The 16,716-nt window shown below is 50.3% G+C and carries 11 protein-coding genes and 1 pseudogene; 4 read left to right on the top strand and 8 right to left on the bottom strand.

The annotated features are described in order from the left end of the window. Nucleotides 1-145: 145 nt before the first annotated feature. Nucleotides 146-355: pseudogene (locus EYR25_RS01940) on the bottom strand (ribosome alternative rescue factor ArfA); the annotation flags it as partial. 254 nt (nucleotides 356-609) lie between these two features. On the opposite strand from EYR25_RS01940, the gene EYR25_RS01935 reads away from it, so the two are divergent. Together EYR25_RS01935 and EYR25_RS01930 are read left to right on the top strand one after the other, a co-directional pair. Then, nucleotides 610-1,455 carry a substrate-binding periplasmic protein gene (locus tag EYR25_RS01935; protein WP_133178334.1) on the top strand — a complete coding sequence of 282 codons (846 nt, stop codon included), beginning with the start codon at nucleotides 610-612 and terminating at the stop codon, nucleotides 1,453-1,455. Between the two features lie 182 nt (nucleotides 1,456-1,637). Further along, nucleotides 1,638-3,779, top strand: a complete 2,142-nt coding sequence (locus tag EYR25_RS01930) for a TonB-dependent receptor plug domain-containing protein (RefSeq protein WP_165953451.1) — start codon at nucleotides 1,638-1,640, stop codon at nucleotides 3,777-3,779. Between the two features lie 145 nt (nucleotides 3,780-3,924). Here EYR25_RS01930 and pmbA read toward each other — a convergent pair whose 3' ends face one another. Beyond that, nucleotides 3,925-5,268 (bottom strand): metalloprotease PmbA, encoded by a 1,344-nt coding sequence (gene pmbA / locus EYR25_RS01925; RefSeq protein WP_133178332.1) that lies wholly within the window; start codon nucleotides 5,266-5,268, stop codon nucleotides 3,925-3,927. A 175-nt stretch (nucleotides 5,269-5,443) separates the two neighbouring features. On the opposite strand from pmbA, the gene yjgA reads away from it, so the two are divergent. Beyond that, nucleotides 5,444-5,977 (top strand): ribosome biogenesis factor YjgA, encoded by a 534-nt coding sequence (gene yjgA, locus EYR25_RS01920; RefSeq protein WP_133178331.1) that lies wholly within the window; start codon nucleotides 5,444-5,446, stop codon nucleotides 5,975-5,977. Between the two features lie 28 nt (nucleotides 5,978-6,005). After that, nucleotides 6,006-8,483 (top strand): Ig-like domain-containing protein, encoded by a 2,478-nt coding sequence (locus EYR25_RS01915; RefSeq protein WP_133178330.1) that lies wholly within the window; start codon nucleotides 6,006-6,008, stop codon nucleotides 8,481-8,483. Between the two features lie 53 nt (nucleotides 8,484-8,536). Here EYR25_RS01915 and EYR25_RS01910 read toward each other — a convergent pair whose 3' ends face one another. The 6 genes from EYR25_RS01910 to tldD form a co-directional block, all read right to left on the bottom strand. Further along, nucleotides 8,537-9,868 (bottom strand): APC family permease, encoded by a 1,332-nt coding sequence (locus EYR25_RS01910; protein ID WP_133178329.1) that lies wholly within the window; start codon nucleotides 9,866-9,868, stop codon nucleotides 8,537-8,539. 432 nt (nucleotides 9,869-10,300) lie between these two features. Then, entirely contained in the window at nucleotides 10,301-11,437 is a 1,137-nt protein-coding gene (locus EYR25_RS01900; protein ID WP_133178327.1) for an ABC transporter permease, read from the bottom strand. A gap of 1 nt (nucleotide 11,438) precedes the next feature. Next, a complete protein-coding gene (locus EYR25_RS01895) occupies nucleotides 11,439-12,686 on the bottom strand; it encodes an ABC transporter permease (RefSeq protein ID WP_165953540.1) in 1,248 nt (415 codons plus the stop codon). Nucleotides 12,687-12,739: 53 nt separating this feature from the next. Further along, nucleotides 12,740-13,714 (bottom strand): HlyD family secretion protein, encoded by a 975-nt coding sequence (locus tag EYR25_RS01890; protein WP_055648022.1) that lies wholly within the window; start codon nucleotides 13,712-13,714, stop codon nucleotides 12,740-12,742. Continuing rightward, a complete protein-coding gene (locus EYR25_RS01885) occupies nucleotides 13,704-15,122 on the bottom strand; it encodes a TolC family protein (RefSeq protein ID WP_133178325.1) in 1,419 nt (472 codons plus the stop codon). The genes EYR25_RS01890 and EYR25_RS01885 overlap by 11 nt, the downstream gene beginning before the upstream one ends. Before the next feature lie 145 nt (nucleotides 15,123-15,267). Beyond that, complete coding sequence (gene tldD / locus EYR25_RS01880) at nucleotides 15,268-16,716, bottom strand: metalloprotease TldD (protein ID WP_055648024.1); 1,449 nt, start codon at nucleotides 16,714-16,716, stop codon at nucleotides 15,268-15,270.

Raw genomic sequence — 16,716 nt, 5'->3', positions numbered from 1 at the left:
GGCAGAGCTGATAAGAGGAATAAGCTCAGGAGTGGCACGTTAAGAGGTTTACAGCACAAGAATCAAAGAGAAATCGAGCAGAGATAAGGGAAAAACAAATCAGCGCGAGCAAAGTTAAGGCTTCAGCACTAGGCACCTGCGAGGCAAGCCCCATAAAGTCGAAAGGGGTATCGCCCCTGTGCTGATACCCCTTTCGGTTTGCTGCTTTACGGTTGTAAGACCCTTTGCCCTTTTTCGGCTTTTCGGTTCGCATTCTAAACAGTGAGCTCGTCACCACTGCTTTGAGTGCGTTGTCGGTAATAGTGCCGCGACCATTTTCATGCTCGAGCACGCTAGTCTCTTTAAGCTTTGCCATAGGAACTCCTCAGTTAATATTTACAGGCCAAATGCACCTCACCCGACCTGCGGCGACACTATAGCGCAATATGACAGGATGTACAGAGTTTGTGCAGTAGTGCAAAGAATCTCTCTTTTTATTATCAAAAAGTATGATAGATTAATTCAATAAAAATAATACATTAGAACAACAAAGTCTTTTCTTAAAGACTACTTTGGGTCGCCATTAATCGACACGATTACCCTTGGTAATCACAGCAGAAGGAGATCATTTTGCAGTTTGCAGTTATTTATCGGCCTTTGCTTTGCTTAGTAGTCCTGTTACTCAGCCTCTCCCCTAGTCTAGCGCAGGCTTTTTCAAGCTCTGAGTGCATCATTACCATGGGGTATCGCACCAGTGAGCGCCTTCCCTTTATTGAGCACGAACCCAATAACCAAGGGTTTTACCGCGATATCTATCAGGCCGCAGCAGAGAAAATTGGTTGCAAATTGCGGGTAATCCGAGCCCCAAAACTGCGGATTTTACGGGATCTCAAACTGGGTAATGTCGATTTTTATCCAGGTCTGCATTTTACTGAAGAGCGCGCCCAATTTGCCTATTTTATCCCTAATGGTCTGTCGGAGCGCTACATAGGGATAAGTCGAGCTGGTGCCGCCAATATCAATTCACTGGAGCAACTATCCCAAAGTGGAATGACACTATTAATCGCCCCCGGTAGCTATGATTTTAACGGCTTAGCCGAGACTATGTCGGTGCGCAAACCACCCGAACTGGATGTGCCTAAGGCGTTAGATTACCTGCTTGCCAGCCAAGGGGATTTTTTTATCTACGATCAGGCCACCATCAGCTACTACCTTAAACAGCGGGACATGAGCCAATTTAAGCTGCACCCCAATTGCTGCCAGCAGCCTCAGGCCATGTATCTGGGATTTTCGAAAAAAAGCCGCCATTTTCGCGGGCAACATAACCCTAACTACCGTGCAGATTTACCCGTCAGCCCAGATAACAGCCCCAACAGACTCGCCGAAGATTCAAAGGCCTATGAGTTTGCAAGAGCATTGGCTTTAATGGATGCCGAGGGTGAAACCCAGCGGATCTACTTTAATCACTTCGGTTAATCCAAAAGCGTGTTAAACCGCGCCGCTTGTTACCCTCACCTTGCTGCTAGCTTATCTTCATCTTGGCGCTAGTTAGCACTTAAGGCCGCTATTTCAGTTTTATCTTTATAAGCTCTGCGACAATATGCCGCACCTGTCACACTTCGATGATCTTTATAATGCAGCGCAATTTATCCGAGTGAATGGAAGACAATAAGATGGCTGCAAACACTTCAACTATCCCCCACGGCTTTAAATGCTCTGCAATCGCCAGCGCGCTGACCTTAGCATTAGGCGCTTCGGTTACCTCACAGGCCATGGCCGACGAGACAAATCAGACTCAAATCGAACGTATTCAAGTCCATGGCGAGCAGAATATTGGCCGTAACGCCTTAGGCTCGGCCGATGCTTTACTGAAAGATCAAGGCGTCGATTTCTCCGAAGCGGGCGGCGTTTCTGCCTTGCCCGTACTCAATGGCATGATGGGCGATCGCATTAAAGTGTTAGTCGATGGCGCAGATATCACCGCCTCCTGTGCTAACCAAATGAACCCACCACTATCCTACGTTTCCGCTAACCAAATCAGCTCTGTAGAAGTGGTCGCGGGCGTGTCCCCCGTCAGTGCGGGCGGTGATAATATCGCCGGGGTGATTAAGGTTAATAGCCTCAATCCAAAGTTTAACAACAGCGACAACCTCAGCTTCGAAAGCGGCGAAATCTCATCGGGATACCGCAGCACCAGCGATGCCTTCTTACTCGGCGCTAAAGCTGGGATTGCCAGTAAGGACTTAAGTTTTAGCTATCAAGGCGCCTATGAAGATGCCAATAGCTACCACGATGGTCACGGCGATAAAGTGCTCGATACTTTATATCGCGCCCAAAACCACGCCTTAACGGCGGCATGGCGCGATGACACACAACAACTGGCGATTAAGCTAACGCACCAAGCGATCCCGTTCCAAGGTTTCCCTAACCAATACATGGATATGACGGATAACAAGAGTTATGGCGCCCTAGTCCGCTATCTGCGGGATTTAGACAACGATGGTGAATTTAGCGCCCAGTTAAACTGGCACAGTGTGAAGCATGAAATGGGCTTCTTTACCCCAGAAAAAACCGGCAAGATGCCAATGAATACAGAGGGTAGCGATTACAGCTACCAACTGCATTGGCGCCTACCCATGGGCGATAACAGCACGTTACTTGTCGGTCAGGAATATTATAACTATCAACTCGATGATACTTGGCCAGCGGTGCCCGGCACTATGATGGCCCCCAATGACTATATCAATATCAACGACGGTGAACGTCGCCGCGCCGCAGTTTATGGCGAATGGCAGCAAAACCTCACGCCACTCTGGTGGTTGTCTGCAGGGGTGCGTTATGAATATGTCACCACTGATACGGGCGAAGTGCAGGCCTACAGCAATATGCCCATGATGGGCATGCCGAATGTGGATGCCGAGGCAGCAAAAGCCTTTAATGCTATGGATAGAAGCCGAGACGATAACCTTATCGACGCCACGCTGCTAGCACGCTATCAATTGTCGGCCAAACAACAATTGGAATTTGGCTTAGCCCGTAAAAACCGCGCGCCAAACCTGTATGAGCGTTACAGCTGGGGTCGTGGCGTAATGGCAACCACTATGATCGGCTGGTATGGTGACGGCAACGGTTATGTGGGTAATCCCGATCTAAAGCCCGAAACAGCCCATACCCTGAGCGCGGCCTACAAGTTTAATGGCGATGAATGGCAATTCTCGACCACGGCTTGGTATAGCGCAGTGACCGACTATATTGATGCTGAGGTGATTGGCAGCTTTAACCGTACTGGCCTTGCCAGCGGTAAACGCAATATCCTTAAATTCACCAACGAAGATGCCAATTTATATGGCGCTAAGTTGAGTGCGAACTACCTATTAGCCAATACCGACAGCGGTAAATGGCAGATGCAAGGTAAGCTCGATATCACCCGTGGTGAGCGCGATGAGGGTAACGAGCCGCTTTATCAAATCAAACCGCTACAAACCGAGTTAGCCCTTAGCCATCAACTGGGTGATTGGGAAAATCGCCTGTCGTGGCAATGGGTAGCGACTAAGGATAAGGTCGATGATCGCCGTTTAGAAAATGAGACCGACAGCTATTCGCTGTTAAATCTAAGCAGCAGTATCAAATGGCAAGAGCTGAGTTTAACCTTTGCGATCAACAACCTGTTTGATACTTACTACGAACTGCCACTGGGTGGTGTCAACCTTGCCGAGTTTAAAGCCGATAGCACGGGTGGCTTTAGCCAAGTCGCAGGCTCGGGTCGCTCATTTGAATTAGGCGCCAGCTACAAATTCTAATGAGCACCGCCGCTAACAAGTGGCAAGGCTATTTAGGATGGGGCAATTAAATCAAAAAGGGCAAATGCAGCTGCATTTGCCCTTTTGTTTAAAGCTCACTTGGTGAGAGCTGAGTCATTAAATGAACCCGACTAAGTTAACTCAATCAGTTACCCGCAACCTTCATCTCGGACAATAAAATCCCGCCAGTACGAATAGAAGATCGTAAATCAAAGTCCTTACTGACCGCCTGAATCCCACGGAACATATCCTTCAAATTGCCAGCAATGGTAATTTCTTCGACGGGAAACTGCACTTCGCCATTTTCGACGTAAAAACCAGCGGCGCCGCGGGAATAATCCCCCGTCACCATATTCACGCCTTGACCCATCACTTCTGTGACAATCAAGCCAGTGCCCATGCCTTTGACTAACTCATCGAAGCTTTGCCCCGTGTGCGCCAGCGTCCAGTTGTAGATGCCGCCCGCATGGCCTGTGTTAGTTAAGCCTAATTTGCGCGCCGAATAGCTGGTCAGCAGATAGCTTTCTAACATGCCACGGTCGATGATGCGTCTATCTTGCGTCGCTACACCTTCGCTATCGTAGTTGGCACTGGCAAGCGCGCCCAGCAGATGCGGCTGTTCTTCAATGTTGAACCAATCGGGGAAGATTTGGGTGTGAATCGCATCCAACAGGAAGCTGGATTTACGGTACAGGCTGCCACCGCTGATCGCGCCGACTAAATGGCCGATAAGCCCTGTGGCGATTTCAGGCGAAAGCAGAATAGGTAAACGCGAAGTCGCAATCTTACGCGCACCTAAACGGCTCACTGTCTTTTGTGCGGTTTTCAAACCTACGGATTCGGGAGATAGCATCTCACTGAATTTACGGGCGATAGTGTAATCGTAATCCCGCTGCATGCTGCCGTCGCTGTCTTCACCGATCACGCTGCAACTTAAGCTGTAGCGCGAGCTGCAATAACCGTTTAAGAAGCCGTGGCTATTGCCGTAAACCTTGACCGAAGTGTGGGCGTTTGCGCTGGCACCATCGGAGTTATTGATGCGCGAGTCGGCATCGAGCGCCGCGGTTTCGGCGCGAATCGCCAATTGGGCTAATTCGTCGGGGGAAATATCTTCAGGATAATAGAGCTTAAGATCGCGGATCTCGGTCGCCATTAAGGCTTTGTCGGCTAAACCACTAAAGGGGTCAGCAGAAGTATAACGGGCGATATCGTCCGCCGCTTTCACCGCCAGAGCAATGGCTTCAGGGCTGAGATCGGAAGTCGATGAACTGCCCTTGCAACCATCGCGATAAACCGTAATCCCTAGGGCGCCATCTTTATTAAATTCAACTGTTTCCACTTCTTTTAAGCGGGTTGAAACCGATAATCCCTGTTGTTTACTGATCGCCACTTCGGCGGCATTTGTCCCTAATTTATTGGCATATTCGAGGGCCACGGCAACCGCATCTTTCAGCGCGGTCAATTCACTATCGATTCTGTTCAAAGACACAAAGCTACTCTTTCGTTGTCGGCAATGGCGTTAGCATAACAAACACCCATGCCATTCTCATTATTTATTGCGCGCTTATTTCGTCAATCTCAGCCATGGCGCACGCGCTTTCGTTAGGCGATTTTTGGCGGGAGATGTTATTATTAGGCCGTTATTTAACTGAGGTTTTATCTATATGAAGATTGTTGGTGATTCAGAGCATTTTAAACAACCCTATGACAGTGACGAAGAGTATGTCAGCAAAACCGAGGACAAGCGTGACTGCGAAGCTGCTCAAAAAGTCGGTATGGAATTGGTGTCGCTCAGCAAGACCCAGCTAGATAAAATCGAGCTGGACGAGCACTTATACGACAGCATCCAGCAAGCTCATAAGATTAAGCCGAAGACCGAAGCCTATCGCCGCCATATGCAATATATCGGTAAGTTGATGCGTAACGTCGATGTGGAGCCGATTAAAGCCGCGCTCGCTGTCGTACTGAACAAAAACAACAACGAAACCGCTAAGCTGCAAATGTTCGAGAAAATGCGCGAGCGTTTACTGAGCCAGGGCGATAGCGAAATTCAAACCCTAGTGGAACATTACCCACAGTTGGACAGACAGAAGCTGCGTACCTTAGTGCGCCAAGCCACAAAAGAGTTGGCAAAAGGCCCTGAGTCCAAATCATCAAAAGAGCTGTTTAAATACCTACGCAGCGAAATCCAAGACTAACAATTCAGCCCAACAAGGATGTTTGCTTATGCTTCCTAGCAAAACATTATCAGTATTTTCGTGGACACTACTGGGCGTTGCGGCGCTAAGTGGTTGCAATGGTGCAGCAGATGGTACTGACGCAGATGGCAGTACCGACAGCTATAGTCTCAGCCTAAGCTATAAAACCTTAGTCAATGGCCAATGTGCAGATAACACCAGTCAGCTAAGTTTTCCCACTGAAAGCAGTTTTTGCGCGGTTGCGACCTTAAAACAGGGCTCATCTAAGCTTAGTGGACAACTGATCAGTTTCACTGCCACCTTAGGCACTATTACACCCGCGACTAAATTGACTAATGCCGATGGGATGGCTGAAGTCGTGATAGCCAATGGCAGTTTAACCGAAGGCGCAGGTACTGTGACCGCAAGTTACACTCCCACAGGTGCCGATGCTTTAACGGCTAATCGTAATTATGAATTTATAGGAACCGGTGGCTCAGGCACCGCAACCCCTCCTAAGCTCAGCGCTAGCATTGTGAATGGTGCGGCGCTTGTTACCCGTTTTAAAGTGGATGAAGCTGTGCAACTGCAAGCCATTTTCCTCGATGCCGAGAGTAAAGGTATTGCCAATGCCAAGGTCACTTTTAGCGCGGGTTCAGCTACATTAAATCCCGCCAGTGCGCTCACCAATAGCCAAGGTATTGCTCAGGTCAGTTATACTCCGAGCGCCACCGAATTAGGCGCCAATGCCTTAACGGTAACTGTGGATTATCAAGGGCAATCGCTACAAAGCAGCAGCTTATATGAAGTACTCAGCAAAGATGCCGTTAACGAATCCGGCACCTTAAAATTAGGCTCCTTTAATGGCAGCAGTTTTACCGAAGGAAAACTGGCGAGTACGTTAACGGCACAGGCCGATGGCAGCTATAAAATCAGTGCTGGCGGCAGCTTTGGTGTGACCGCAAGCTTAGTGTTAGAGGCCAGCGATGGTACTATCACTCGCGTACAGGCCCCGTCATCCATCAGTTTTAGCTCGGACTGCACCAACAGTAATAATGCAACCTTAGATACGCCTGTCACGACCCTATCGGGCAATGCCAGCTCGACCTTCCAAGACACTAGTTGCAGTGGTAATAGTGAGCGTAACGATCAAATCATTGCCACCACAGTGGTCGGTAATCAAACGCTAACGGCGAACTTTCCCTTTACGCTACAGCGCCAAACCTTAGCGAGCCTTAGTTTTGAAGCGGCCGAGCCCAACCAAATTCGCATTAAAGGCGCAGGTGGAACTGGGTCGAGCGAATCATCCCTCGTCAGCTTTAAAGTCACCAGCGCCAATGGCCAGCCAGCAGCCCAGCAAAAGGTTAGTTTTAGTTTAGATACCGTCGTTGGCGGTTTAAGTTTTGCCAATGGCAGTGCTAGCGCTGAGAGCCTAACCAACTCCCAAGGTATCGCCAGTGTGCGTGTGCTTTCGGGCACTGTGCCGACTCCCATTCGCGTGGTCGCCACCGCAGTGGATGCCGATACCAAGGAAGTGATCACTAGCCAATCCGAGCAATTAACCGTTAATACTGGCCTGCCACAACAGCTTGGCTTTGGTCTTTCGACGACAATATTTAACCCCGAAGCGGGCGATTATAACGGTGAAACCGCGACTATTACCGCCAGACTATCCGATAGTTTTGGAAACCCAGCGCCCGACGATACCACGGTGAACTTCACCACCGAAGGCGGCCAAATCACCCCAAGCTGCCTGACACAAAATGGCGCCTGTAGCGTGACTTGGACATCCAGCGATTATCGCCCTCAAGATCACCGTATTACCATCTTGGCCTACGCCTTGGGTCACGAAACCTTCTTCGACACTAACGGCAACAATCAGTTTGATAGTGCCGATGGTGGCGCTATCACTAATGCCTGCTTATTCAATGGCGCCGCAACTCACTGCAGCGGTAATGGTATGGATATTGAAACCTTTCACAGTAGCGGTTTTAGCGACTTACCGACGGCGTTCCGTGATGATAATGAAAACTTCAGCTACGACAGTGGCGAGCGCTATTTCGATAACCTCGCCCGTGATACTTATCCTGCAGCAGATGGTAAGTTTAACGGCCCGCAATGCCAAGGCAGCCTCTGTGGTACAGGTCAAGCCAACAAAACCTATGTTCGCAAGGGATTGGTAATGAGCATGTCGGGCTCGCAGGCTTATATCAGTGTGCAGCAAGACGGTGTGTTACTCGCAAGCGTTAATGATATTAAACCCGTTGCCGCAGGTAGCGAGTCTAAGTTTGTGGTGTTTGTGCATGACAGTGCCAAGCAAATTATGCCTGCTAAGACTCAAATCGAGCTCTGCGTAGATTGTAACGGAACGCCAGATATCATTGAGGTAGCCAACACTCTCACCGCGAAGAATGGCTTAGGCACACCACTCAGTTTTACCGCCTCTGCGGGGAGTCAAATCAGTGTAGTGACCACTACGCCCAAGCAAGTTAAAACCTCCCTCAGCTTTACCGTGCCAACACTGTAAAAACCAAAAGACCCGCCAAGGCGGGTCTTTTACTTTCTAGCTCAAATTATTGGTTAATTCTGTAACTCTACCGCCTTGCGTAAACGCAGGCTTCGCAGCGCCAAGTACAAGACCCCAACAGCCGCCCAAATTAAGCCAAGCTCTAAGGACTGAGGCTCAAGGTTAATCCACAGTACGCCAATAGTCGCCGCGCCGCACAAGGGTAAGACGAAATACTGCAAATGCTCTTTCAAGGATTGGTTACGTTTCTCTTTGATATAAAACTGCACTATTACCGACAGGTTCACAAAGGTAAAAGCCACCAGTGCCCCGAAGTTAACGAGCGCCAGTGCCATTTCGAGATCGAAGGACACCGCCGAAAGCGCCAGTAATCCCACCAGAATCACGTTAAATGCTGGCGTGCGCCATTTAGGATGCACATAGCCAAAGCCTTTATTGGGCAGCATATTGTCGCGACCCATCACGTAGAGAATACGTGCCACGCCCGCATGGGCTGCCATGCCCGAGGCCAACACCGCGATGGTGGTTGCCACCAGCACCACTGACTGGAATAAATTACCGCCCACATACAGGGCAATCTCAGGCAGCACAGCATCTAACTGTTGGAAGCGAGAAATATCCGGGAAAAACAGCTGCAAGAAATAGGACACGCTGACAAAAATCACGCCGCCAATCAAAGCAGTTAGCACGATAGCGCGGGGGATCACCCGCTTAGCGTCCTTGGTTTCTTCACTCAAAGAGCTTAAGCCATCGAAGCCTAAGAAGGAGAAACACAGAATGGTCGCGCCAGTAAACAGCGGCGCAAGGGTTATCTCTTCGGAATAGAATGGACGCACGCTGGCAATCACACCTTCACCTTCGCCAAGGGACAGGCTATGGGCCATCAAGCCAATAAACACCAAGATAATGGCTATCTGGGCGAATACGATAACGCCGTTAAAATTCGCGACTAAATCTATGCCCCTGAGGTTTAATACCGTCATCATAGCGACTAAACCAAAGATAAAAATCCACGGCTCGACGTTAGGGAACATGGCCGTAAGGTAAATCTTTGCCAGCAGCATATTGATCATCGGCATAAACATATAATCGAGCAGCGATGACCAGCCCACCATAAAGCCGACATTCGGGCTAAAGGTTTTCTGCGCATAGGTATAAGCCGAGCCCGCATAGGGATATTTACGCACTAAATGACCGTAGCTAAAGGCGGTAAACAGGATCCCCGCTAACGCGAGCAGGTAAGAGGTGGCCACATGGCCTGAGGTAATTTCGGAGACAATGCCAAAGGTGTCAAACACGGCCATAGGCGTGAGATAGGCTAATCCCATCACCACCACTTGCCACAGACTAAGGCTTTGCTTTAAGCCTGGATTTTGTTGGCTCATATCCAACCTCCCTTTGCAGTAGGTGGAATGGCAAACGCAACAGCTTGATTTACGGCAACTACCGAAAATCCGGTAAACAACAGCCCCATTGAATTGTCCTCAGTAAAGTAGGTTCAAACGAACCTCATATCATTTCCGGATGTTTACCGGCCTCATTTGGTTTAAAACTCATACGCTCAAAAAGAAAATAACCGGGATACTGAATACCCCGGTTATTTTTGCGGCGCGAATTTTCCCCCAAAACAGAGGAGAAGACAACCCAATAAGGACATTAAGTTGCCTATCTGTGTCGTCTGCACGGTAAAACCGCTAAATACAGATAAACAAACCAGACCATTAAGGCTATGTTTAAAGCAAGGGAAAGCTTATTTTAGATGCAGAGACTATGTAGTAGATGCAGAGACTATGCGGCAATAGGAAAGATGAACAGAGCTACTCCCATTCCCGCGCCCGACGTTTAATCCCTAAAATCGCAAGGCCAAAAAACAGCACAAACAGGCCCCAAAGCTGTAACCATTTTGGCAACACACTCGCCCAGCTGGCGCCCATTTGATTCAGCTCCAGCATTCCCATAATGGCGGGCACCGCAGGGATAATCTGCGAGCCCAGCACCAAAGGCTCGGGGATTAAAGCAATCGGCCAGACAAAGCCGGAGACGAACAGAATCGGCATAGAAATCAGCAGCAATACTTGGGTCGGTAAATCGCGGCGGGTAAACAAGGTGCTCATAGCAACCCCAGCCGCAGCCGTCGCCAGTAAAAACGGCAACAACCAGAGCGCCACTAGCCCAAAACTCGCTTGAATGCTCACCTTATACCAGTGGTAGCAATACCCCACATAAAAGCTGGTAAACACCATATAAATCAACATAAAGGCAAGAATTCGACCACAGACCAATTGCAACGGCGACACCTGTTGCCAATAGCTGCGGCTGCGCCACTGCCCCGCGCCTAAGATCCCAGTCCCAATCAACAGGGTTTGATGCAGGATAAGTAAGAACAGCCCTGGCACCACGTAGGGCGTATAACCCAGACTAGGGTTAAAGGCAGGCACGCTGTTTAAGTGCAGCGAATTCAGGTTTTGCTCAGCTTCTTTCGGATTTTTCCCCTGCGCGAGCATCCCAATCAATTGCACTTGTTTGCCCGCATCCATCCCCGCGCTGACAAGCCCCTCGGCCACCGCCGAATAAATCAAGAAGTAACTGGCATCGCCGCCGTAGCTTAAGGTCACGCCCTTGCCCAGCAGCAAGTCGCGGCGAAATCCTTCGGGGATCACCAATAAGCCATGGGCCTTACCGGTTTCAATAAAACGCTTCGCCTCGGTAATGGAACCCACTTGGCCTATCACCTGAATTTTTGCGCTGGCATCTGCATGACGAATAAGTTGACGGCTTAGGGAGGAATGATCTAAATCCACCACGATAAGCTGTTGTTCTGTTGGGACTTGGTGCAAGTAAGGCAAGGGATAGAGCACCGAATAAAACAGTACTCCGCCGAATAGGGTCACGGCAATAGCCTTGTCACTCACGATCGCCTTTAATTCTGTCAGCACTAACTGCCATAAATTCATGTTATTGCCCCTTCGCAGCCAGTGGCGCCGCATCGTATTCCGCCGCTTCCGCCGGTGCTTTTACCGTCATCGGCAGTAATTTAATCGCCAAGAGATAAATCAGCGGCAATAAACCGATGAATCCCCAATAACTACTGAGTTGCTGCGCCACAGTTGACCAAGTCGCGCCATAACTCACCACGCTTACATGGGACTCAATATAATGGCTCGATGGCATGATGAGTCGCCACCACTGAGCGAGTTGCGGCATTTCATGGGTGGGGAAAGTGATCCCCATAAAAGCAAAGGCTGGCGCAAACAGCGCAGTACAAAAACTGATGACCCGCGCGCTATCGCGCATCAGCACAAAGATAAACAGCACTAGGCTCCACACCGCCAGTAGCATAATCAACTGGGCAAACAGCAGCAGCGCTAAACTGCCCGCAAAAGGCAGAGCCAGATACAGATACAACCAAGCAAGGATAAACCCGCCTTGCAGCATCAATATCGGAGTAAACAACAGAATTTTAGCCAACACCTTAGGCCAAAAATGCTCGGTCAATCGATTGGAGATCCCCTCCTCTGACTGTGCGGCATTAAGGTGCAACTCGCGATTTAAGCTGTTGGCCATCACCAACATAGATAATAGCTGCCACAGCGCGACCAATACCGGCGGCACTAAAAAACCTATGTAGTTGTTATTACGGTTAAACAGCGCGGTGGTTTGGCTCTTTACTGGGCTTAAATTCACCGCGACTTGGGATTTCGGCGTGCCCGTCATCAGCTGTTTTATGCCAGCGACCTGTAACAGCCCATCGCCTAGACTCAACTGAATTTGGCTCGACAGCAGCTTACCCACCAGCAAAAACTGGCTGTTGTAACGCACATCGATTGTTGGTTTATGGCCGGTGAGTAAATCCTTTTTCATATCATAGGGAAAGACCACCACGGCATAGACCTGCGCCTGCTGCATGGCCGCGATGGCCGATGGGAGATCGGTAAAACTGCGCGGCTCAGTCACAGGGTTGGCTTTGAGTTGACGGGTCAACATTCGGCTCAGCTGGCTGTGGTCTTGGTCGACAATCGCCACGGGTAATTGCCGTGGTAGCCCAGCACTAAATAACCACCAGAGACACAAGATGCCCAGCAGCGGGATATAACTGATAAGGGCCAGTTGCCAAGGATCGCGCCATAGCGCCCTAAGCTCGCGCCGCACTAATGCAATGATGCCTGAAGATGCAGGATGCGCCGCATTCTGAGCCTTATTCAACGGCTTAGACTCGCGCAAATGCGTTTGCTCGCTCGGTGACTTGGCCACAATGGTTACTCAGCACTGAGCAGCACAGACATACCGACACGCAGATCGGGGATCGGCGCAGTTGGGCGCAGCTCTACCTCGAAGGTGCGCATATCAAAATCGTGGCCACTTTCGGTTGAACGCCAAGTCGCAAAGTCGCCCATCACACTGATATGAGAGACTGTGAACTCCACGGTTTTATCTAGCGCAGGAATGGTTAATGGCAGTTTGTCGCCCTTTTTAAAACGCTTAAGCTGATCTTCACGCACTTGGAATACCGCCCAAGCGTCCTGCATGTCGATAAGGCTTACCACTGGGAAGCCGCTCGGTGCCAACTCTCCCGCTTGCAACAATACTTCGCTGATTTCCCCAGACTTAGGTGCGCGCATTTGGCTGTCGGCCATAATGGCGCTGACTTCTTTCACCGCCCCTTCAGCCATGCGAGCGTTACCCGCCGCCGCGGCTTTGGTTTCGACCCGCGCGCCTTCTTCAGCCATTTGATACATAGCTAACGCCGCTTGCTCTGTGTACTTGGCCGCTTGCCACTGGGTAAAGGCCTCATCGCGTTTTTGTCTTGCGGCAACCCCTTCGTTGAAGAGATTTTCCACTCGGGTATAGGTGGTTTTCGCCAGCGTTGCCGCCGCTTGCGCCTTGAGCCATTGTTCCTTAGCCGCCATCACCTCTTGGGTGCGGGCGCCGTTATTCGCCTCCTGTTGCAACGCCTTAGCCGCATCTCGGCCGCCTTCGGCCTGCATCAACTTGGCATCTAACTCTGGGCTATGAATGGCAAACAACAAATCACCTTCGCTGACGCTATCGCCACGGCGCACAAGCACTTGCTCTACCCGCCCTGGTACTTTGGAGGATACGTTATATTCACGGGCTTCAATTTGCCCCTGCAACAAGCTCGGCTGCGGGCTGTAAGCCAGTTTGAGCCCATAGGCTAAGATAAGGCCTAATGCGACCAACGCCGTTAGGGCAAGGATTCTGTTAGCGCGCATTGATAGTCTCCTGCGATTGAGCGCCTGTGGCACTGCGACCGATAAATTCATCTAATTGACCACTGATGGCCATTAATCTGGCATAGGCTTGCACATAACGATAACTGGCACCGAGCTGCTGGGTTTTAACGGCGCTCAGTTTTAATTCGGCATCGACCCTGTCGATTGAAGTCGAAAGCCCTTGATTAAAGGCGATTTCCCTTAAACGCAGGTTTTCACTGGCCAGTTCGAGCGAGGTATTCAGCGCCTTAACTTCTTCCTCGGCCTGTAATAACTGACGGTAACTTTGGTCGAGCAACAAACTTAAGTCTTGGCGGGTCTGCGCCTTAGTGTAACGGGCTTGCAGCAAGGCACTCTTAGCCGCTTCCACTTTACCGCTGCGGCCATCGCGGCTCAGCAAGGGCACTTTTACGCCGACACCGACCATCCAGTCCGGCTCCACCTTAGAAAACAAGCTGTCATCTTCGTATAAGGTGTAATTACCAAAGAGGAACACCGTTGGGTGGTATTTCCCTTTCTCTAAGGAAACCAAGCCATTCGCCTGCGCCTCTTTAGCCTCAAGCAGTTTAAGTGCGGGATGCTGGCTCAAGGTCACTTGGGTCAAATCCCCCAATGAAGGCGCCTGTGGCAGCACAAACAGTGGCGAGTTAGTGCTGACATCACTCAGCTGCAACATGCGCGATAGGGCGATCACGGCCATTTCATGTTGACGGCGGGCGCTGCCTAAATTGACCTTAGCGTTATCTAAGGCAACTTGAGCATTAAGGCGCTCGACCTTAGCGATTTGTCCTTCGCGTTCCAGCGCTAGCGCATGGTCAACGTGCTTAGTTAAGGAAGCCACCAGCTCGGTTTGGGTGCTGACGAGGGATTGAGTCACATCGACGGCATAATAACGGTCAACTAACTGAGTGAATAAGTCGCGGGTCGCTAACTGTAATTCCTGTTGCTTCTCGGCCACCATGGCGGCGTGAATGCCTTGAGCCGCGGTGATCTGGCCGCCGGTATAAATCGGCCACATCGCCTGTAAGCTGGCGCGAAAAATATCTTGCTCGGTAAAGGGCGTGACAAATAATGAACCCGGAATACTCGCCAGTATGCCACCTAATTCAGGAGGTAATGGCAATGAACCCGAGGCTAGGGGATTGAGATCCCTTAAATCTAATTCGATTGGTTTTTCGAGGTGGGTATAACTGCCATTCAGGCTGAGGGACGGCAGATTTAAACTCTCTCCCGCCTCTTGCTCGCCCTTGGCACGATTCACCTCTTGGGATTGGGCCTGAAGTTTATCGCTCACCTTAAGCACTTGCTGCCAAGCCTCAGTAAAGCTACTGGGCTGGGCACTAGCCGCTAACGGCAATAGCGAGGGCAAAGGCAATAAACACAGCCATGCCAAACGTGATAGTTTCATTAACACCTCTAGAGTAGTTACTCTAATTTCCTTTGCGAATGATAACATCCATCATGGAAGGCGGCTAGAACCCACAACCGGAAGTGTAAGATGGGTTCTAAAATAAGCACTTAGCTAGTTAACGTAGGAGCTTCTAGCTCTCGCTTTATGCAGTACCGCCTACAGTCAGCTTATCGAGCTTAAGGGTCGGTTGACCGACACCCACAGGCACGCTTTGACCATCTTTACCACACACACCAACGCCCTTATCTAGCGCCATGTCGTTACCCACCATGGAAATCTGGCTCATGGCTTCTGGGCCATTACCAATCAGGGTAGCGCCCTTAATTGCTTGAGTCACTTCACCATTTTCAATCAAATAGGCTTCAGAGGCCGAGAACACAAACTTGCCCGAGGTGATATCCACCTGACCGCCACCAAAGTTAGGCGCATAAATGCCCTTCTTCACTGACTTGATGATCTCGCTCGGGTCTGACTCGCCAGCCGTCATATAAGTGTTGGTCATGCGAGGCATAGGCAGATGCGCATAGGATTCACGGCGACCATTACCCGTCGGTGCCACGCCCATCAGGCGCGCATTTAATTTATCCTGCATATAGCCTTTAAGAATACCGTCTTCGATTAACACGGTTCTCTGGGTTTGTACGCCTTCATCGTCGATGCTCAGTGAGCCACGGCGATTCGCGAGCGTGCCATCGTCCACCACGGTCACGAGTTTCGAAGCCACTTGCTCGCCGACCATGCCACTAAAGGCGCTGCTGCCCTTGCGGTTAAAGTCACCTTCCAGACCATGGCCTACAGCTTCGTGCAATAACACGCCTGGCCAACCATTACCGAGCACCACGGGCATTTCTCCGGCGGGCGCATCGATGGCATTGAGATTAACTTGCGCCTGACGCACCGCTTCGCGGGCGAAGGCAAAGCACATAGGTAAACCGGTTTCATCCGTCACCATAAACACGCTGTAATCGTGACGACCACCGCCACCAGCGCTGCCACGTTCACGCTTGCCATTTTCTTCTAAAATCACGCTGCAATTAAAGCGCACTAAGGGACGAATATCGGCGGCCAAGGTGCCATCGCTAGCAGCGACCAAGATTTCTTCGTGCACACCAGCAAGGCTAATCACCACTTGGATAATGCGGCTGTCGAGGCTGCGAATATAGGCATCGGCCTCTTTCAGCAGGTTGATTTTTTTCACTTCTTCCATGGCGGCGATAGGGTCGAGACTATCGTACAGCGCTAAGGCTTGTTGACGTTTGAAAGCCTGCACCTTGGCCTGCTCACCGGCCCCCGCAATACCGCGCGCCGCCTCGGCCGCAGCGCTTAATGCCGCTGGCGTAATATCATCGGCATAGGCAAAACCGGTTTTCTCGCCGCTGATGGCACGCACACCTACACCACGCTCGATATGGAAGCTACCATCTTTAATAATGCCATCTTCGAGCACCCAAGATTCGTGGCGACTGCCTTGGAAATAGAGATCGGAAAAATCGACTTTATGTTGATGTATGGTGTTTAAATAACTTTGTAACCCATCTAGGGCTAAGCCACCCTTTAATAAACTTTGCTCTACTTGTGCTAAAAAAGGCAT

It is taken from the genome of Shewanella decolorationis, from assembly GCF_004354305.1.
GTDB lineage: Bacteria > Pseudomonadota > Gammaproteobacteria > Enterobacterales > Shewanellaceae > Shewanella > Shewanella decolorationis.
This window is presented reverse-complemented; position numbering and strand designations above follow the sequence as displayed.